The sequence below is a fragment of the Enterobacter sp. T1-1 genome (assembly GCF_000710795.1).
Taxonomy (GTDB): Bacteria; Pseudomonadota; Gammaproteobacteria; order Enterobacterales; family Enterobacteriaceae; genus Enterobacter; species Enterobacter cloacae.
Genome location: NZ_JALW01000016.1, coordinates 77898 through 95813, shown reverse-complemented (window position 1 = coordinate 95813; position 17916 = coordinate 77898). Strand labels below are relative to the sequence as shown.

Below are 17916 nucleotides of genomic sequence, written 5' to 3'. Positions count from 1 at the left end.
GCCGGGTAAGCGCAGCGCCACCCGGCAAGAACGGTGCACAATTGCCGGGTGGCGGCTACGCCTTACCCGGCCTACGGGTGCGATGGTTCAAGGACGGTAAAACGGCTTATCCCCCAAAATTGTCGCCCGCTGCATAATCCGACGCTGTGGCAGATAATCCGCATTCGCATAGTGCTGCGTCACGCGGTTATCCCAGATCGCCAGATCGTTCTCCTGCCAGCGCCAGCGCACCTGAAACTCCGGTTTGGTGATATGCGCAAACAGGAAACGTAACAGCGCCTCGCTCTCTTTTTCCGTCACGTCCACAATCCGCGTCGTGAATCCCTCATTCACAAACAGCGCCTGCTTGCCGGTTACCGGATGGGTGCGCACGACCGGATGCAGCAGCGGCGGATGTTTCGCAACCGCCTCCTGCCAGCGCTGATGCTCCGCTTCTGTTTTGCGGTACTTGTACTCCTGGAACGATTTTTTGAAGTCATGCTCCGCCCGCAGGCCGCTCAGCAGGGTACGGAAGGGTGCGGATAGCGCCTCAAAGGCCGCAATGCCGCTGGCCCACAGCGTATCGCCGCCCGTCTCCGGCAGCAGCTTCGCCGAAAGAATCGCCCCTGCAGGTGGCGTCTCGATAAACGTCACATCCGTGTGCCAGTTGTCGTTGTCCGGCGGGTTATCGTTATGCGTGTCGAGCACAATAATCTCCTCCACCCCTTCCGCATGCGGATAAACCGGATGGATATGCAGATCGCCAAAGCGCAGTGCCAGGGCGCGCTGCTGCTGCGGGGTGATTGCCTGTTCGCGCAGGAATACCACCTGATGGCGCAGCACCGCATGATAAAGCTGCTCAAACTGGTTATCGCTCAGCGGACGGGTCACATCCAGGCCCGACACCTGCGCACCAATATATGGCCCCAGCGGGGTAATGGTCAGACGTTCACTCATTGTATTTCTCCATGCCAGGGCGTCAGACGACGCTGCAGCGCGCGCAGCCCCAGTTCTAATCCAAAGGCGATCACGGCGATAACCGCAATCCCGGCCAGTACCACGTCAGTCGCCAGAAACTCCCCCGCCGACTGCACCATAAACCCTAACCCTCGGGTGGCGGCGATCAGCTCTGCCGCCACCAGCGTTGACCAGCCCACGCCAAGGCCGATGCGTAATCCGGTTAAAATCTCCGGCAGTGCGCCCGGTAAAATCACAAACAGCAGCACCTGTGTCCGGCTGGCTCCCAGCGACTGCGCCGCGCGGATCCGCACCTGCTGAGCGCTTTTAACACCCGCCAGAGCCGACATGGCAACCGGGGCGAAAATCGCCAGATAAATCAGCAGGATTTTTGACGTTTCACCGATGCCGAACCAGATCACCATCAGCGGCAGATAGGCCAGCGGCGGCACCGGACGGTAAAGCTCAATCAGCGGGTCGAGGATCCCGCGCACCGTCGGGCTTAAGCCCATCGCGATCCCGACCGGAATGCCGATTATCACCGCAGCCAGTAGCGCCACCAGAATGCGCGCCAGGCTTGCCCCTAAGTGCTGCCAGAGCGTGGCGTCCATAAAGCCCTGCGGCCCGGCAATGGTGATGAGTTTTGCCAGCACCTGCCCCGGCGGCGGCAGAAACAGCGGGCTGATCCATGCCTGCGCGGCAACCAGCCACCACACCGCCAGCAGCACCAGCAGCGTGCCGACACTGAGTGTTATCTGGCGCGAGAAAGGCCAGCGTAATGCCGGGCGAGCGCGTCGCGTTTTCTCGCTGAAGACGATGCTCATGAGAAGGCCTCCCGTTGTTCAAACACACGGCTTAAGACGTATTCACGCTGTTCAATAAACCGCGGATCGGATTTGATGCTGCGCACCGGCTCCCCCGCGACATAGCGACGGGCAAACTCAAGCGGCAGCCGCTCCAGCACGCGCCCCGGGCCAGGGGACAACAGCACCAGCTCGGTCGCCATAAACACCGCCTCTTCGATATCGTGGGTAATCAGCAGCACCTGTTTACCCGTTTCATGCCACAGGCGTAAAAGCAGGGTTTGCATCTGCTCGCGGGTAAAGGCATCCAGCGCCCCGAACGGCTCATCCAACAGCAAAAGCTGCGGATTGGCCGCCAGCGCGCGGGCAATACCAACCCGCTGACGCTGGCCGCCGGAAAGCTGCCAGATAAACCGTTTTTCAGCCCCTTCAAGACCGACCTTTTTGAGCATGTCCCGTGCTGTTGCCAGCCGTTGCTCGCGGCTTACGCCCACCAGTTGCAACCCAAACGCCACGTTTTCCTGCACGTTGCGCCAGGGAAGCAGACCTTCGTTCTGAAAGACCACCCCACGCTCAGCGCCCGGGCCTTCCACTTTTTTCCCTTCCAGTTGAATGGAGCCATGCTGATATGGCACAAACCCGGCAATCAGATTCAGCAGCGTGGTTTTCCCGCACCCGGACGGGCCAAGCACAACCAGCAGCTCACCGCTCTCCAGCGTCAGGTTGATGTTCTCCAGGGCCGGTTTGCCACCGTAATCAGCAGACAGATTTGTAATAGTCAGCATCGCAGCCCCCTTATTTCACAAAGCGATCGGTCACGTACTGGCTGTAGTCCGCCGCCACCGCCGGCACTTTGCCCTGCTCTTTCAGGAACGTGGCGGTATCGACAATCGCTTTGTTTACCGGCCCGGTCAGCTGTTGTACCTGCTGGGCAGGCGTGAGATAGGTATTCCCTTTCACCAGCCCCGGAACGTCCGCTTGCGGCACGCCGCTCAGACGGGACAGTTTTTCGAGATTGGCAGGCTGCTTCAGCCATGCATCCGGGTTGCTGATATAGGGCTGCTGAGCGTCGATGGCGCTTTTGGCAAAGGCCTTCACGACCTCAGGATGTTTCTCGGCAAAATCTTTGCGCACCACCCACACGTCAAGCGTTGGCGCGCCCCACTGGCCCACTTTTTCGGAGTCGGTCAGCACGGTGCCGTCTTTTTCCAGCTCATTGACGGCCGGTGCCCAGACGTATGCGCCATCAATATCGCCGCGCTGCCAGGCCGCAATAATCGCCGGTGGCTGCAGATTAATGATTTGCACCTGGCCTGGCTTGATGCCCCAGTGTTTCAGCGCCGCCAGCAGGCTGTAGTGAGTGGTCGAAATGAACGGCACGGCGATGCGCTTGCCGATCAGGTCTTCCGGTTTGGTGATGTTTTTCTTCACCACCAGCGCTTCGGAGTTGCCCAGCTGTGAAGCGAGGAGGAAAACTTCAATCGGCACCTGCTGGCTGGCCGCTACCGCCAGCGGGCTGGAGCCGATATTACCAATCTGCACGTCGCCGGACGCAAGCGCACGCACCACGGCCGCCCCGCTGTCGAACTTACGCCAGTCGACGTTTGCGCCGCTCTCTTTGGCAAAGGTGTTATCCGCCTGCGCGACTTTCGCAGGCTCTGCGGAGGTCTGATACGCAACGGTGACGTCCACCGCCTGCGCCTGAAATGCCCACAGCGCCAGCGCGCCGAGTAATGTAATTCGCGATGTAATTGCCATCCTGTCTGCTCCCCTTGTTGTTATGAGGGCAGTATTTCCGGCGCGGGAATTTTGATAAAGGAATTAAAACGAATCGCTAATAACGATTCGTTTTTAGAAAAAAAGCGGGAAAGGATAGTTGGTTTTGTGCGGTTGTTTTTTTCCCTCTCCCTGTGGGAGAGGGTCAGGGTGAGGGCTTCAGCGCTGCGCGTTAAGCTCAGCAATATCTTTCGGCGTGGTGCGACAGCATCCACCGATTAATCTGGCACCGGCCTCCAGCCACTGGGGCAAATATCCCGCCAGCGTCTCGCACGCTTCACCGTGATGGTGCCAGGTTTTGGTCACCGCATCATAATGCTCGCCCGAGTTCGGATAGACCACCAGCGGCAGTCTCGTCAGGCTGTGCAGGTGTTTCAGCGCCGCGGTGGTGTTTTCCAGCGCGATACAGTTGATGCCCAGAGCCACGACCTGCGAATTATCTTTCAGGGCCGCGACAACTTCCCGCAGCGGTGTCCCGTCGCTCAGGTGCTCGCTGTCGCGCAGGGTAAACGAGAACCATGCCCGGGTGCGGGGATACTCAGCCACAAGTGCTGCCAGCGCCTTGATCTCCTCAAAGGAGGGCAGCGTTTCGCAAGCCAGCAGATCCGCCCCCGCATCCAGCAACGCCTCAATGCGCGGACGATGAAACGCGGTAAACTCTTCGGCGCGACGCACATAATCTCCGCGATACTCAGAGCCATCCGCCAGATAGGCGCCATACGGCCCAACGGACCCCGCCACCAGCAGCGTGCCCGCATGCGGATTTTCCGCCAGATACGCTTCACGCGCCTTACGCGCCAGCTCCACGCTTTTGCCGACCAACGTGCGGGACTGCGCCTCATCCAGACCGCGCGCCGCAAAGCCCGCAGGCGTGGCCTGATAGCTGGCGGTGATCGCCACCTGCGCACCCGCACGGTAGTAGTCGAGGTGGACTTCACGGATAAGCTCCGGGTTTTCCATCAATACTTTGGCAGACCAGAGGTTGTCTGCAAGGTTGCACCCGCGCGCTTCCAGTTCAGTTGCCATTGCGCCATCCAGCACCACAAACGGCTGCTTTTCAAGGAGGGCGGTAAGCGGATTATTCTGCGACATGTTCAGGCTCCTGCGATGTCAGGTTTCGGGTCAGGTAGTAGGCACCATAACACAGGGCGACGAACGGCAGGCCACAATAAAGGGCAATGCGCTGGCTCGGATCAAACCACAGACCGATACATGCCACCACGCAGAGGATAAACCCGAGCACCGGCACCAGCGGATACCACGGCGCGCGATAGTGCAGAGCAGACAGCGGCTGTCCGGACTGCAGATGACGACGACGGAAGACAAAGTGCGACGCGCAGATGCTGATCCACACCGCCACCACCGCAAAACCGGAAATGGCCGACAGCGCCACAAACACCGTGTCCGGCGCAACCACGCTTGAGAAGAGCGCCAGCACGCCACCGAGCATGGAAACGGAGAGCGCCGTCAGCGGCACGCCGTTTTTATTGACGCGGGCAAAGCAGCGCGGCAGCGTTTTCTCGTTAGAAAGCGACCACAGCATGCGCCCTGAGGCGTACAAGCCGGAGTTTGCCGCCGAGAGGATCGCGGTCAAAATCACAAAGTTAAAGATATCTGCCGCATACGGGATCCCGACTTTTTCAAACACCAGCACAAACGGGCTCTTTTCCACCCCGGCCTGCTGCATCGGGATCAGCGCCGCCAGCACAAACACGGTGCCGATAAAGAAGATGATCAACCGGGCAATGGTCGCACGGATCGCCACCGGAATAACCTTATGCGGGTTTTCCGTTTCGCCCGCCGCAATGCCGATAAGCTCGGTGCCGGAGAAGGCAAAGTTCACCGCCACCATGGTCATCAGGATCGGCAGGCCGCCATGCGGGAACCAGCCTTCAGCGGTAATGTTGCTCAGACCCGGCGCAGGCGAACCGTCCTGCATTGGAATAAAGCCAAAGATCGCCGCGCCGCCAAGAATAATAAAGGCGATGATGGTGATAACTTTCACCAGCGAGAACCAGAATTCGCCCTCGGCAAAGAAACGCGTGGAGATAACGTTAAGGCCAAAAATTACCACGCAGAAGACCACGCACCATACCCAGACGGGCACCTGTGGGAACCAGTACTGCATACAAAACCCGGCGGCGGTAAAGCTCGACCCTAGCGCCACCGTCCAGGTGAGCCAGTACAGCCACGCCACGGTATAGCCCGTCGCCGGGCCGAGGTAACGAGCGGCATAGACGTGAAACGCGCCGGTTTCCGGCATCGCCACCGACAGTTCGCCCAGACACTGCATCACCAGCCAGACTACCAGTGCGCCAATGAGATAGGCCAGCAGCGTGCCTGCGGCCCCGGTTGTCGAAATGATATAACCGGTATTAAAGAATAACCCTGTGCCAATCACGCCACCCAGCGAGAGCATAATCAGGTGGCGTGTTTTCATGGTGCGCTTTAGCTGCCCATTTTCTTGTTGTGTTTGCATATTACCTTCTATACGTATGGACATCTAAACATCCAAAGAAGGTGTGTTATACCGCGATTAACATAAAAAAGCTAGACGACCAGACGCAACCGGGCGCGTCGCGCACTGAGTCGGGGATGGGTTGTGAGGATCACATACAGAATCGGACGCCAGGCCATAAGCACCTCCGCAAGCAGATACTTACAGCATGGCGCGGACGGCTGTGATTCTGGCTCAGACAAAAGTCGTATCTGTCCGCTACCAGCTAAACCCTCTGCATGCTTCGCGCAGGCGAATCAAAAACTGACGCGCGTTGGTGGTCATCGCCGACTTTTGCGACCACACCGCGCAATACTGCGCCGACGGCAGTTGGGTGATGGGCAACGCCACCAGCTTGTCATCAAGCTGCAGCGGCTGACACATTGCCCGCGCGACCACCGTCAGATAGTCCGCGTTAAGCACCATATTCAGCCCCGTGATGACGGAATCGGTGCGCAGCGGGGTGATATCCACCTGTCGATAAAAATGGCTGAGCTCATTTTGTAGCTGCTGGTAGTAGCCCATGGATGACTCCGGCAGCAGCCATTTGGCCTGACGCAGCGCCATCAGATCGCGGGCTTCTGCCAGTGGGTGCCCCTTGCGTGCGATGATGCAAAATGGCGAGGTAAACAGCGGTTCGATCATCACCCCTTCCGGCGGCGCCATCGGATCCACAGAGCCGATAGCCATATCTATTTCACCGTTTCGTACGCCAGGCAGGAGCGAGGAGAGCTGCCCCTCCTTCACCGTCAGCAAGACCTGGGGCAGCGTTTTCTTGAACGCCTCGGCCACATCGGGAAAGACGGTCAGCGCAATAAGCGAAGAGAACCCCACCGTCAGACGCCCGTGAGTAAAATGGTTAATCTGCTCCACTTCATCCGCCGCACGCCGCAGCTCTTCAAGCACCCACTCCGCCCGTTGGGAAAACGCCATTCCCGCCTCGGTAAGGGCAATCCCCTCTTTGCTGCGCAATAAAAGTTGGGTGCCTAAAGTTTGCTCAAGCTCACGCAATGTACGGCTCAATCCGGGCTGCGAAACGCCCAGTTCCCGTGCGGCCGAACGGATACTGCCGCTGCGCGCCACCTGACGAAAGGCCTGAAGATGGCCGAGTTTTGGCAGATATTTCATCGCTCGCCCTATAACAAAAAAGCATCACCTATAGCAAAATTATATCTTCCCGCCTGTCTGGTAAACCCCTAGATTCAGAGTGCACACAACAATTCTCATCACACTCTGACGTCAGGCGGAAAACACAATGAAAAGCCAGTCACAGATGATTTTTTTACTTTTTATCGGCTATGTCGTGGTCTACATCGATAAAACCGTAATGGGTTTTGCCCTGCTGCCGATCGAAAAAGAGTTCGGGCTTACCACCGCGCAGCTGGGCTATATCACCGGGATCTTCTTTCTCGCCTACTCTCTCTTTCAGGTGCCTGCTGGCTGGCTAAACGACCGAATCGGCTACAAAACCATGCTGATCCTTTCTCTGTGTGCACTGGGGATCTTCGCCCTCTGCTTTGGCGCGCTGGGTATGAGCGTTGGCCTGCTGCTGGTGTTTCGCTTTCTCTCCGGCGTGGGGCATTCCGGCTATCTCTGCTCCTGCGCGAAAGCGGTGGTCAGCAATTTTACGCTGGAAAAACGCACCTTCGCCCAGTCGGTCCTGCTCTCCTCCGCCGGGCTGGCGATGACCGTCGGGCCGATTGTGGCCGTCTCGGCGCTGGAACACCTGGGCTGGCACGCCTCGTTTGTGGCATTAGGGATCGTTGCCTGCGCCATCGCCCTGCTGATCGCCTTGCGCGTGCCGTATCAGAAACCCGCGCCACGCCAGGCCGCACATGGCCAACGCGAGGCGCTGTGGCGTAACCCCACGGTGCTGCTGCTGTTTTTCTCGGTGTTTTGCATCAATATCCCAAGCTATGGCCTGTTGGCCTGGCTGCCTAAATTCTTTGTCCAGAGCATGGGCATGCCGATTGAGGTGTCCGGTTATATCGTGGCGGCTGGCGGCGCGGGGATCTGGCTTTCGTCGTTGTGCACCGGCTGGCTGGTCGGAAAATACTTCCACCACCGCGAGCCACAGGTGATTTTGATCTGCGCACTGGTGAGCGCTGCTGCTATTCTCGGCATCTTCCACACCGCCACGGCGGTGAGTGCCAGCATCCTGCTGTTTGTGGGGGAGATCTTCCTGATGGCCACCTTTGTGACCGCGTTTACCCTGCCAATGAAACGCCTGCCGGAGAACATCATGGGCTCGGCCATCGGGCTGATAAACACCGGAGGGACGCTGGGGGGCTTCGTTTCACCGGTTGTTATTGGCTATCTCGTTGGAAAAAGCCACAGTTATGAAAGCGCATTTATTTTCTTGTCACTGGCAATGGTGTGCGCGGGCGTGGCGATAGTGCCACTGATAAAAAAACCTGCGCCCTCACTGCCGGTGACTGACTGAAGGAGACTGTCATGAAAAGTAGCACTGAAAACCTTATCCGCGACGTTCACGACGAGGTGATCCGCTGGCGCAGGCATATTCATGCCAACCCGGATCTCTCATTTCAGGAAAAGCCGACCGCAGATTTTATCGCCCGTGAACTGGCTAATCTGCCGGAGCTGACGATTAGCCGCCCGCTGGAGAACAGCGTGGTGGCGGTATTACAGGGTGAAAAACCCGGCCCGATGTGGGCACTGCGTGCTGATATCGACGCCCTGCCGCTGCAGGAAGAGAGCGGTGAAGCATTCAGCTCAACCAAACCCGGCGTAATGCACGCCTGCGGTCACGATGCCCACACCGCCATGCTGATGGGCGCGGCGAAAGTGCTTTGCCACCTGCGCAGCCAGCTGTGCGGCAGCATCAAGTTTATCTTCCAGCCTGCCGAAGAAGTGCCGCCGGGCGGCGCGCGCGAACTGGTGGAGAAAGGCGTGGTTGACGATGTCGAGAAGATCTTCGGTCTGCACGTTTTCCCGACCAGTCCTACCGGTAACATTACGCTGAAAGAAGGGGTCTATGTCGCCTCCAGCGATAATTTTGATATCACGATCTTCGGCCGGGGCGGACATGGCTCAATGCCGCAGTTCTGCATCGACCCGGTGGTAATCGGCGCTGAAGTTGTCACCGCGCTGCAAAACGTGGTGGCGCGTAATCTCGACCCGATTAACGCCCCGGTGCTGACCATCGCGACCTTCCAGGCCGGTGACAGCTATAACGTGATTCCGGACAGCGCCCGCCTGGCCGGAACGGTGCGTACTCATAATCAGCAGGTACGCGAGCAGGTACCGCAGCTGGTGCAGCGTATTGTCGAGGGCGTCGTCAGTGCCCACGGCGCGCGCTGTGAGATCCGCTGGCAGCAGGGTTACGCCGTTGGCAACAACCATGCCGACACCAATGCCATCGCCAAAGCGGCGATTGCAGCGCACTTCGAAGAAGGAACGCTGCAGCTTGCCGATCGGGCCCTGTTTGGCAGCGAGGATTTCTCCTCGTATCAGGAGAAAGTCCCGGGAACGTTTCTGTTCATCGGCTGCGGCAACGAGGAAAAAGGCGCGGTCTGGAACGTCCACAATCCACACTTTCGCATCGACGAGGCCGCGCTGGCAGTGGGCGTGAAAACGCACGTTGCGCTGGTGAGCCCGCTGTTTGAGGAGATTTGACCCCTCCCATCCTGACATTGCCCGGCGGCGCGTCGCCTGCGCAGGCCGGCGCAATGGTTGGTAAATCCGTCAATCAGTTCTATAGTCGTCACAGTTTCTTAGTAACCAGGACTGACTGATGCGCTTTAACGGACTGACCAAAGGTTTCTTTATCTTTATTCTCGCCCTCGTGACGTGGGCGTTTTTCGACGTGCTGTCGCCCTACTTTTCCGCCATTCTGTGGGCCGCCATTCTGACCGTTATCTTTAACCCGGTAAAAAACAAGCTGCGCGCCGCGCTGGGGGATCGCAACGGGCTGGCCTCGCTGCTGACCATCGGCATTATCTGCCTGATTGTCTTTATCCCGTTGATGGTGATCTTCTCCTCGCTCGCCATAGAGCTGAACGTGGTGTACACCAAACTGCAGGAGAACAACACCCAGTTCCCGGAGGTGGTGGCGAGCATCTTTAACCATCTGCCGGACTGGGCCAGCGGTTTCCTCGCGGATCACAACCTGACCAACGCCGCGCAGATCCAGAAAAAACTCTCCGATGTCGCTCTGCAGGGCGGGCAGTATCTGGCGGGCAGCGCGTTTCTGATCGGCAAAGGGACGTTCGGCTTTGCCATTAGCTTCGGCATCATGCTGTATCTGCTGTTCTTCCTGCTGAAAGACGGGCCGTTCCTGGTGCGCCAGATCCTCGACTCCCTGCCTCTGTCCGATTTCGCCAAGCAGCACCTGTTCGCCAAGTTTGTCGGCGTCTCGCGGGCGACGGTAAAAGGCACGGCGGTTGTCGCTGTGGTTCAGGGTACGCTTGGCGGGATTGCGTTTGCCATTGCCGGTATCGACGGCAGCATCCTCTGGGGAGCACTGATGGCCTTCCTCTCCCTGGTGCCTGCGGTGGGGTCGGCGATTGTCTGGGTTCCGGCCGCCATTTTCCTCTTCGCGACGCATCAGATCTGGCAGGGGCTGTTCATTGTCGGCTTCTTCGTGATTATCGTCGGGCTGGTGGACAATATCCTGCGCCCGCTGCTGGTAGGCAAAGACACCAAAATGCCGGACTACCTGATCCTGATCTCAACGCTTGGCGGCATGGAGCTGTACGGCATTAACGGCTTCGTGATTGGCCCGCTGATTGCCGCGCTGTTTATCGCCTGCTGGAACCTCTTCTCCGGTCGCGATCACGCGGGTAACGCCGAAGAGCTGGATGCCGCGTTTATTGAAGAAGGGAAAAATCCTCCAGATTTATAAACCGCTGACGATAACCTTCCCAACAGGCGGCGCTGTGCCGCCTTTTTTTTCGCCTTAAATCAAACGTTTTCTATAATTTGAAAGAACGCCATCCTTCTTTGGTCGTAAAAGGATCACCAGGTGCGAATCGCGACGATAACAAACTGGGCCTACGGTGCCACGGTCTGCCTGACCCTCGCTTCCGGCATCATCATGCTGATGGCGTCCAATGCTGACACCCTTGAGCGTCAGGCCGTTGAACAGCGGCAGATATTTGATCAACTTACGGAAGAAATCGAAATCGAGGTCTGGGCACAGTCCGATTTAGCCCGCCTGTACGTGATTAAAAAAGATCCGCAAATTCTCAGGGAATATAACCAGTCAGAGAACAAGCTGAAGAGTACCGAACTCCGGCTGGAAAAACTGCAGGATGTCGGCGCGTCAGACGATGAGCTGTCCCTGCTGCATGAAGGGATAAAAATCGTCGATGCGTTACAGGACGAACAGCAGGCCGCCCTCACCCACACGGCGCAGGGAGAAGATGCGCAGGCCATCGCCCTGCTCTACGGTGCGCCCTATGAGCAGGAGCTGGAACGCGCCCAGAATCAGATCGATCACTTCCGCCAGATACTCGACAAGCGGGTGATCGCTTCCGTTCAGGAGGCAACCAAAAAATCAAAAACGCTGCGGACAATCTCTGAAATGATGGTTGGCCTGACCGCCCTGCTGTTCCTGTTTGTGCTTGGCTTTATCTTAAAACGCCGCGTGCTGCGCCCGGTGGTACGCCTGAGCGATGTGGTGCACCGTCTCGCGTCGCAGGATTACGCGGTTGAAACACCCAATTTCAACCAGATCGATGAGATTGGCGATATGGCGCAGGCAATTCGTATCTTTCGTGAGAATGGCCTTGCGCGGCAGCGTCTGGAAAAAGAGCGCGACGCCGACTGGGCCATCCGCGAGCTGCTGGCGCGCATGACCCAGCGGCTGCAGGGGTGTGAGAACTTTGCGGACGTGATTAACGTAGCGGAGCTGTTCGCCCCCAATATCGCGCCGGGAATTGCCGGGCGGCTCTATATCCTCGACCGCGATCCGTGGCAGATGCGCTGCGTCGCGCAGTGGCTTTCGCCGCCAGGAGAGGATACGCCTTTTCATCCCGATGAGTGCTGGGCGGTCAGACGTGGGCAGAGCCATCCTCCGGTGAACGGCGAGCCGGATATCGCCTGCTACCATCTGCCGGCGTCGCACACGCATACGTCGCTCTGCGTTCCTATGATTGCCCAGGGCGAAGCCATTGGGTTGCTCTCCTTCCAGAACATCACTGCGGACAATGCCCCTTCCCGCGCCTATCTGGAGCTGATGGCTGAAGCGCTCGGCCTGGCGCTGGCCAACCAACGTCTGCGCGATGCCCTGCTGGAAAAAGCCCTCTTCGATCCGCTCACCGGCTTGCGTAACCGCCATCATCTGGAAGATACCCTGCGCACCCAAATGGCGCAGGCGGTGCGCAATGAAGAGCCGGTAAGCTGCCTGATGATCGACATCGACCACTTCAAAAGCATCAATGACCGCTTTGGTCATGAAGCGGGCGATCAGGTCATCAAAAGCGTGGCCACCATCATTCAACGCGCCGTACACGACAGCGGTCTGGCATTCCGCTATGGCGGCGAAGAGTTTCTGGTGCTGCTTTCCGGCGTCGATGAAGAGGCGGCGCAGGCGTGCGCCAAAGAGATTTATAACGGCGTGCATGAACTGTCGCTGCGCTATGGGCTTTCAGAGATTGGCCCGGTGGATGTGTCGATTGGCGTCGCCAGCTATCCGCAGCACGCTCAGAGCGATAACCTGCTGCGCGCTGCCGACGTGGCCTTATACCGGGCGAAAGAGCTGGGCCGTTCGCGTATTGTAAGCTTTGGGATGCTGGAGGCGGGCTAACGGTGATTTTCGCGCCCTGAGCTTCACCGATTCAGGCGCGCGTGATCGCCCAGAGCACCACAATCCCCAGCGCATTACTCCGCTTTTCCACGTACAGGGTAGAGTTGGAATAGACGTTACCCTTCGGGTTACAGATGCGGATCTCTTTTTTTAACTCCGGCTCGTAAACATCTGCCCCCGAGCAGCTGTGGCGGGTACTGGATTCATACCGGTAAGGTTTGCTCCATGAGGAATAGTCTCCCTCCAGTAGCCAGGCCGTTGTAAAAATCACGAACATGGCAACCGGCAGGCTGCAAATGAAGAAGCCGAGGTATAGTTTTATCGCGCCAGCAATACGCTTGCCTTTCAGTCGTCCCTTTCTGATAAAAATAACCATCGGCACCAGCGCCAGCAGCAACGCCCCTCCGGCCAGATACTGCTCCCCGCGGATCGTAAGGTATGTCACGCGATAAACGTTAACTGACCAGACCACAAAACCAGATAGCAGGGCTATACCGCCCGCGATGAGTGGGAGCCAAAAGGTATAAGTCTCTTTTTTCATGGTGGACATATCCTTGTCATTTTTGGGTGGTGAGAAGATCAATCATCGCCCGGGTGGCCGCCGACTGGCGTCGATGTGGCGCAAAGAGCACGGAGAACGGCCGCGACCGTCCACGCAGGTGTGGCAGCACCTCGACTAACTGACCGCGCTGTATCCTGTCGCGGACGATAAATTCATAGCTCTGGCAGATCCCCATCCCCTGCTCCGCCAGCGAAACCACGCCGAGTACATCGTCTGAGATTTCGATAGTTGAACCCGGCAGCCAGTCAATATCACGTTCCTCATCACGAAACACCCAGGGGGCAATGCGTCCGGTACGCGGCATGATAAAGGGCAGACAGGTGTGACGATGCAACTCCTCCAGCGTCTGCGGGCTCCCCATGCGGTGCAGGTAATCAGGCGATGCGACCAGCAGCAGCGCCGCGTCCTCCAGCTTGCGCGCAACTAACCCACTGTCGGGCAACTGCCCCAGGCGAATCGCCAGATCGAATCCCTCCGCAATCAGATCAACGTTGCGATTGGTGATGTTCAGCTCCACCTGAACGCGTGGATAGTGTTGGGCAAAGCGCGCCAGCAGCGGCGGCAGACGGTAGTGCCCGTAGGTGGTTGGAACGCTCATTCGCACGCGACCGGTCAGATCGCCTTCCTGGCCCCGCCCCTCGCGTTCGGCGTCATCAAGCAGTGCAAACGCAGACCGCGCCTGCTCCAGATAAACGCGTCCGGCCTCCGTCAGCCCCACGCGGCGGGTCGTTCGCTGTAATAACTGCCGTCCAAGCCGCGCTTCCAGGCGGGAAACCGCGCGACTCAGGACAGAGGGTGTGGTGGAAAGGACAACCGCTGCGGCAGTAAAAGAGCCGTGTTCAACGACAGTAATGAAGACTTCAACGTCTCCGAGATAATCGAATTTGCGGCTCATTTTGCTCTTTCAGGAACAAATGTTTTTCAATCTGGCTAATTTATCCCCTCCGGAGTGATGAGTAAAGTGAGCTGCATTCATCATCAGAGGGTAAACACTATGGATCTTCAACTCACCGGTAAGACCGCGCTGGTTACGGGCGCAACCGCAGGCATTGGTTTGGCCATCGCCCGCACGCTCGCTCAAGAAGGGGTTGCCGTCACCCTTACCGGACGCGACCCGGCAAAGCTGCAAAAAGCCGCGGCCACCATCACCGACGCGACGCCTGACGCACAGGTCTCCACCGTTGTCGTTGACCTCGGTACCATGAATGGAGCAGAAGCCCTGTTCGCCGCCTGCCCTGATACCGATATTCTGATAAATAACCTGGGGTTCTACGAAGCCAAAGCCTTCGCGGATATTAACGACGAAGACTGGCTGCGCATGTTCAACACCAATGTGATGTCCGGCGTCCGCCTCTCACGCCACTACTTCCCGCGCATGCTGGAACGGAACTGGGGACGGGTGATTTTTATATCCAGCGAAGTGGGCGCCTTTACGCCGCCAGATATGGTGCATTACGGCGTCAGCAAATCAGCGCAGCTTGCTGTTTCGCGCGGTATGGCCGAACTGACCCGGGGAACCGGCGTGACGGTTAACAGCGTGCTGCCGTCGGCGACGCGCTCGGACGGCATTATTGAGTACCTTCGCCAGACCGCGCCTGCCCCGGATATGACCGATCGGGAGATCGAAGCGCATTTCTTCCAGACCTACCGCCCCAGCTCGTTGATCGCCAGAATGATTGAGGCAGACGAGATCGCGGCGATGGTCGCTTTGTTAGCCAGCCCCCTGGGCGCGGCATCCAACGGGGCGGCTGTACGCGTTGAGGGCGGCACGTTCCGTTCCATCCTTTAATGCTGAACTCACCGGAGCCTTTCCATGTTCATTCGCACCCGTAGTCTGTCCGCCATTGCGCTGGCGGCGCTGATCGCTTTCCCGAGTCTCGCCAGTGCGGCGACGCTCCAGCCCCTTGAACGCTGGCGCAGCTATGCTGGCGTGAGCTGGGATACCCCGCAGAATGGGCAAACGCCGACGCGCTTTTCCGGCTCGGTTAACGCGCCCATTGCCGGTATCCATTTTGATGCAAAGGGCCGGGCCTTTGTCAGTACGCCCCGGCTGGTTTCTGCCGCCGCCCCCGCCACGCTGAGCATTCTGGATACGACTGTTCAGTCCGGCCCTGCCCGCCTGACGGCGTTTCCGTCCCGCGAGGGGAACGCGGTAAACACCGATCCCGCGCAGAACCTGCGCAACGTGCTTGGCTTTTATATTGATCGTCAAAACGGCTGGCTATGGGCGCTGGACATGGGGTTTGTCGCAGGCGAAACAGAGTCGCCCGTGGGCTCGCAGAAACTGGTCGTGCTGGATCTCAACACAGGCCGCACCCTTAAACGTATCGCCCTGGATGGCGTGGCGGACCGCAAAGCCAGCTTCCTGAACGATGTGGTTGTCGATGAGAAACGCCGCGTCGCCTATATCTCCGACAGCGGCTCGCGGAGCGCACCGGAAAACCGCGTGGGCCTTATCGTCGTAGATTTCACCACCGGCACGGCGCGACGCGTGCTCGACCGTCACCCTGCGCTACAGATTGAGCCGGGCGTCAACGTGGTTTCACACGGTGCGGAGGTCTGGCCGGGTAAACCCTTATTAATTGGCATCAACGGTATTGCGCTCTCCCCGGATGCGGACACGCTGTACTGGACGGTCACAACGGGAACCCATGCCTGGGCAGTGCCCACGGCATTGCTGAGGCAGGCAGGATCAACCGATGCGCAGATTGCCGCCAGTATCCAGGATCTTGGCGTGGTGGGCGGTAACACCGACGGTCTTGTAACCGATGCAAAGGGCAACCTCTATATCACGGATGTTACCCGCAACGGCATTGTCCGGTTTGATCCGAAGCACCGCGCTATGTCGCTTATCGCCGCCAGCGAAGACGTTTACTGGCCAGACACACCGGCAATCCGTCCGGACGGGGATTTGATCTTTACCTCGAGTCGCCTCAATGACCACTTCGCGGGAGCCGTTAAACCCGGAGAGGAACGCTATGATTTGTGGCGTTTGCCTCTCGGTGCGTCACATAATACGGCCGAATAATAAAATACCCGTGGCTGGATAATCGCGAACGATTATTGATGCGAGTCAAAGGAATGTGGCTGATTGACTAAAGAACAGGGTCAGGGAGTCGATATTTATCTGGATAGTTGTCAGCCTGTGTCTGCAGGCTGGCAACTCTGTCGGGCAAGATAAACGGCCCTTTTCGGCTCAGGATCATCCACGCAGCCACCTAAATAAAATTATCTCATGGAGAGAAAATGAAAGTTCGTCTTCTAGCGATTGTATTTGCATCCTTAATTCTTGCGGGCTGTGCTGGCTCGGTAAAACCCGACACCGTGAAAGCGGCAAATGGCAGCGCAATTGATATTTATAGCGTATCAGCACTGCCGGAACTGAATGACAACCGTATCGCCGACAACACGCTGCGCGAAGTGACCCCGACGCATGCCGCAGCCGGTATGGGGCTTGCCGTTCTCGGCGCGTTAACCGGTAACATTAACTCCGGTGACTTTGATAAAGAGAACTATAAAGGGACATCCATTGAAACCCTGCAAAACCCGACGAACAGCTGGTTTGTTCCTAAAGCGAAACAAAATATCAGCAAGTGGCTGAACGAAAAAGGCAATGGCCACGTTTACAAGCAGCCGCTCTATATTGGTAAAGCAACCTGGGCGCTGATCTATAAAGACGCCACCGCGACCACGCCTCTCTATCAGCTGAAATACAAAGTCCTCTTCTATAAGCGCCCGGAAAGCGGAAATATGTTCTCTGCATTTACGGTAGCGGAATGCGCCCCTACGCCAGTTGAAGCGCCACTGAGCGAGTGGAGTGCAAATAATTACCAAAAAGTGACCAGCCAAACTGAAAGCTACATGAAAAGCTGCCTGCTTGAGCTGGACAACCAGCTGCCGCGTTTGCTGAAGCTGTGATGTGATGTACGGCCCGCTTCGTGCGGGCTTGTGTGGGAGTACGCTCATCCTGAAATACCATGGGGTTTCAGGATAAAAAAGATAGATAGCCGGACCACAGGCTTACCTTTTCACTTCCAGCCTGCCGGGAATACAACATTCTGGCGCCGCACCCTACCCTTCTGGATCACACTTTTTATCCCTGGCTATTCACTTACCAAAAAGCGGTGTTATCATTCGCCTCGTAAATACCTTTCAACTCTACCCGAGGCTTTGATGCTGGAGAATGTAATCATCTGATAATCAGCACCCCGACCTTTCAGGCCGGACTGATTATCAATGCGCTGAAATCGAATGCGGACACCGCTGTGTGTTTGCACGTTTTGCACATGATGATTAAACAGGTTTTCCAGTATGAATTTATCCCGTCAGGAACAACGTACCTTACACGTTCTCGCTAAAGGTGGACGTATTGTGCACGTCCGCGATGCATCTGGCCGCGTCACTTCTGTTGAATGCTACAGCCGGGAAGGGCTTCTGCTCACCGACTGCACACTCGCTGTCTTTAAAAAACTCAAAACCAAAAAGCTGATCAAATCCGTCAACGGTCAGCCCTACCGCATCAATACCACCGGGCTGAACAACGTTCGCGCCCAGCCTGATAATCGATAAGGAG

At 57.7% G+C, this 17916-nt stretch carries 17 protein-coding genes; 8 read left to right on the top strand and 9 right to left on the bottom strand.

Translation table 11 applies throughout. The features are described 5' to 3' along the window. Positions 1-87: 87 nt before the first annotated feature. The 7 genes from tauD to AK59_RS0107665 all read right to left on the bottom strand — a co-directional run bounded on the left by tauD (position 88) and on the right by AK59_RS0107665 (position 7140). Entirely contained in the window at positions 88-936 is an 849-nt protein-coding gene (gene tauD / locus AK59_RS0107695; RefSeq protein ID WP_013095796.1) for a taurine dioxygenase, read from the bottom strand. Further along, entirely contained in the window at positions 933-1760 is an 828-nt protein-coding gene (gene tauC / locus AK59_RS0107690; RefSeq protein ID WP_020686348.1) for a taurine ABC transporter permease TauC, read from the bottom strand. Before tauC ends, tauD begins: the two co-directional genes overlap by 4 nt. Further along, entirely contained in the window at positions 1757-2524 is a 768-nt protein-coding gene (gene tauB / locus AK59_RS0107685) for a taurine ABC transporter ATP-binding subunit (RefSeq protein ID WP_029882451.1), read from the bottom strand. Before tauB ends, tauC begins: the two co-directional genes overlap by 4 nt. 10 nt (positions 2525-2534) lie before the next feature. Continuing rightward, entirely contained in the window at positions 2535-3497 is a 963-nt protein-coding gene (gene tauA, locus AK59_RS0107680; protein WP_020686346.1) for a taurine ABC transporter substrate-binding protein, read from the bottom strand. Positions 3498-3674: 177 nt separating this feature from the next. Then, positions 3675-4607: a homocysteine S-methyltransferase gene (gene mmuM, locus AK59_RS0107675; protein WP_029882450.1), complete on the bottom strand. Its 933-nt coding sequence runs from the start codon at positions 4605-4607 to the stop codon at positions 3675-3677. After that, the gene (gene mmuP / locus AK59_RS0107670) at positions 4594-5994 is read right to left on the bottom strand and encodes an S-methylmethionine permease (RefSeq protein ID WP_013095772.1); all 1401 of its coding nucleotides are present in this window, start codon (positions 5992-5994) and stop codon (positions 4594-4596) included. Before mmuP ends, mmuM begins: the two co-directional genes overlap by 14 nt. Before the next feature lie 237 nt (positions 5995-6231). After that, complete coding sequence (locus AK59_RS0107665) at positions 6232-7140, bottom strand: LysR substrate-binding domain-containing protein (protein ID WP_013095771.1); 909 nt, start codon at positions 7138-7140, stop codon at positions 6232-6234. A gap of 127 nt (positions 7141-7267) precedes the next feature. On the opposite strand from AK59_RS0107665, the gene AK59_RS0107660 reads away from it, so the two are divergent. The 4 genes from AK59_RS0107660 (at position 7268) to AK59_RS0107645 (ending at position 12781) form a co-directional block, all read left to right on the top strand. Then, entirely contained in the window at positions 7268-8455 is a 1188-nt protein-coding gene (locus AK59_RS0107660) for an MFS transporter (RefSeq protein WP_029882449.1), read from the top strand. A gap of 11 nt (positions 8456-8466) precedes the next feature. Continuing rightward, on the top strand, positions 8467-9648 hold the full coding sequence (locus tag AK59_RS0107655; protein WP_029882448.1) for an amidohydrolase: 1182 nt from the start codon (positions 8467-8469) through the stop codon (positions 9646-9648). A 118-nt stretch (positions 9649-9766) separates the two neighbouring features. Then, a complete protein-coding gene (locus AK59_RS0107650; RefSeq protein WP_013095768.1) occupies positions 9767-10876 on the top strand; it encodes an AI-2E family transporter in 1110 nt (369 codons plus the stop codon). Between the two features lie 120 nt (positions 10877-10996). After that, positions 10997-12781 carry a diguanylate cyclase gene (locus tag AK59_RS0107645; protein WP_029882447.1) on the top strand — a complete coding sequence of 595 codons (1785 nt, stop codon included), beginning with the start codon at positions 10997-10999 and terminating at the stop codon, positions 12779-12781. Between the two features lie 31 nt (positions 12782-12812). Here AK59_RS0107645 and AK59_RS0107640 read toward each other — a convergent pair whose 3' ends face one another. Together AK59_RS0107640 and AK59_RS0107635 are read right to left on the bottom strand one after the other, a co-directional pair. Continuing rightward, on the bottom strand, positions 12813-13322 hold the full coding sequence (locus AK59_RS0107640) for a hypothetical protein (protein WP_029882446.1): 510 nt from the start codon (positions 13320-13322) through the stop codon (positions 12813-12815). 16 nt (positions 13323-13338) lie between these two features. After that, positions 13339-14238: a LysR family transcriptional regulator gene (locus AK59_RS0107635; protein WP_029882445.1), complete on the bottom strand. Its 900-nt coding sequence runs from the start codon at positions 14236-14238 to the stop codon at positions 13339-13341. Positions 14239-14337: 99 nt separating this feature from the next. Here AK59_RS0107635 and AK59_RS0107630 point away from each other — a divergent pair, with 99 nt between their 5' ends. From AK59_RS0107630 to AK59_RS0107615, 4 genes are all read left to right on the top strand, one after another. Then, positions 14338-15132, top strand: coding sequence for an SDR family NAD(P)-dependent oxidoreductase (locus AK59_RS0107630; RefSeq protein WP_013095764.1), 795 nt, complete (start codon positions 14338-14340; stop codon positions 15130-15132). A 24-nt stretch (positions 15133-15156) separates the two neighbouring features. Then, positions 15157-16371 carry an L-dopachrome tautomerase-related protein gene (locus tag AK59_RS0107625; RefSeq protein WP_029882444.1) on the top strand — a complete coding sequence of 405 codons (1215 nt, stop codon included), beginning with the start codon at positions 15157-15159 and terminating at the stop codon, positions 16369-16371. Between the two features lie 218 nt (positions 16372-16589). Next, positions 16590-17261: a hypothetical protein gene (locus AK59_RS0107620; RefSeq protein ID WP_029882443.1), complete on the top strand. Its 672-nt coding sequence runs from the start codon at positions 16590-16592 to the stop codon at positions 17259-17261. A 393-nt stretch (positions 17262-17654) separates the two neighbouring features. Continuing rightward, positions 17655-17912: a YjhX family toxin gene (locus AK59_RS0107615; RefSeq protein WP_013095761.1), complete on the top strand. Its 258-nt coding sequence runs from the start codon at positions 17655-17657 to the stop codon at positions 17910-17912. The last annotated feature ends 4 nt before the right edge of the window (positions 17913-17916 follow it).

Bases quoted from the DNA above. Each gene is read 5' to 3' on its own strand.
- AK59_RS0107635 (WP_029882445.1), bottom strand. From the start codon at position 14,238: ATGAGCCGCAAATTCGATTATCTCGGAGACGTTGAAGTCTTCATTACT.
- tauC (WP_020686348.1), bottom strand. From the start codon at position 1,760: ATGAGCATCGTCTTCAGCGAGAAAACGCGACGCGCTCGCCCGGCATTA.
- mmuP (WP_013095772.1), bottom strand. From the start codon at position 5,994: ATGCAAACACAACAAGAAAATGGGCAGCTAAAGCGCACCATGAAAACA.
- AK59_RS0107655 (WP_029882448.1), top strand. From the start codon at position 8,467: ATGAAAAGTAGCACTGAAAACCTTATCCGCGACGTTCACGACGAGGTG.
- AK59_RS0107660 (WP_029882449.1), top strand. From the start codon at position 7,268: ATGAAAAGCCAGTCACAGATGATTTTTTTACTTTTTATCGGCTATGTC.
- tauB (WP_029882451.1), bottom strand. From the start codon at position 2,524: ATGCTGACTATTACAAATCTGTCTGCTGATTACGGTGGCAAACCGGCC.
- AK59_RS0107665 (WP_013095771.1), bottom strand. From the start codon at position 7,140: ATGAAATATCTGCCAAAACTCGGCCATCTTCAGGCCTTTCGTCAGGTG.
- AK59_RS0107620 (WP_029882443.1), top strand. From the start codon at position 16,590: ATGAAAGTTCGTCTTCTAGCGATTGTATTTGCATCCTTAATTCTTGCG.
- tauA (WP_020686346.1), bottom strand. From the start codon at position 3,497: ATGGCAATTACATCGCGAATTACATTACTCGGCGCGCTGGCGCTGTGG.
- tauD (WP_013095796.1), bottom strand. From the start codon at position 936: ATGAGTGAACGTCTGACCATTACCCCGCTGGGGCCATATATTGGTGCG.
- AK59_RS0107640 (WP_029882446.1), bottom strand. From the start codon at position 13,322: ATGAAAAAAGAGACTTATACCTTTTGGCTCCCACTCATCGCGGGCGGT.
- mmuM (WP_029882450.1), bottom strand. From the start codon at position 4,607: ATGTCGCAGAATAATCCGCTTACCGCCCTCCTTGAAAAGCAGCCGTTT.
- AK59_RS0107625 (WP_029882444.1), top strand. From the start codon at position 15,157: ATGTTCATTCGCACCCGTAGTCTGTCCGCCATTGCGCTGGCGGCGCTG.
- AK59_RS0107650 (WP_013095768.1), top strand. From the start codon at position 9,767: ATGCGCTTTAACGGACTGACCAAAGGTTTCTTTATCTTTATTCTCGCC.
- AK59_RS0107615 (WP_013095761.1), top strand. From the start codon at position 17,655: ATGAATTTATCCCGTCAGGAACAACGTACCTTACACGTTCTCGCTAAA.
- AK59_RS0107630 (WP_013095764.1), top strand. From the start codon at position 14,338: ATGGATCTTCAACTCACCGGTAAGACCGCGCTGGTTACGGGCGCAACC.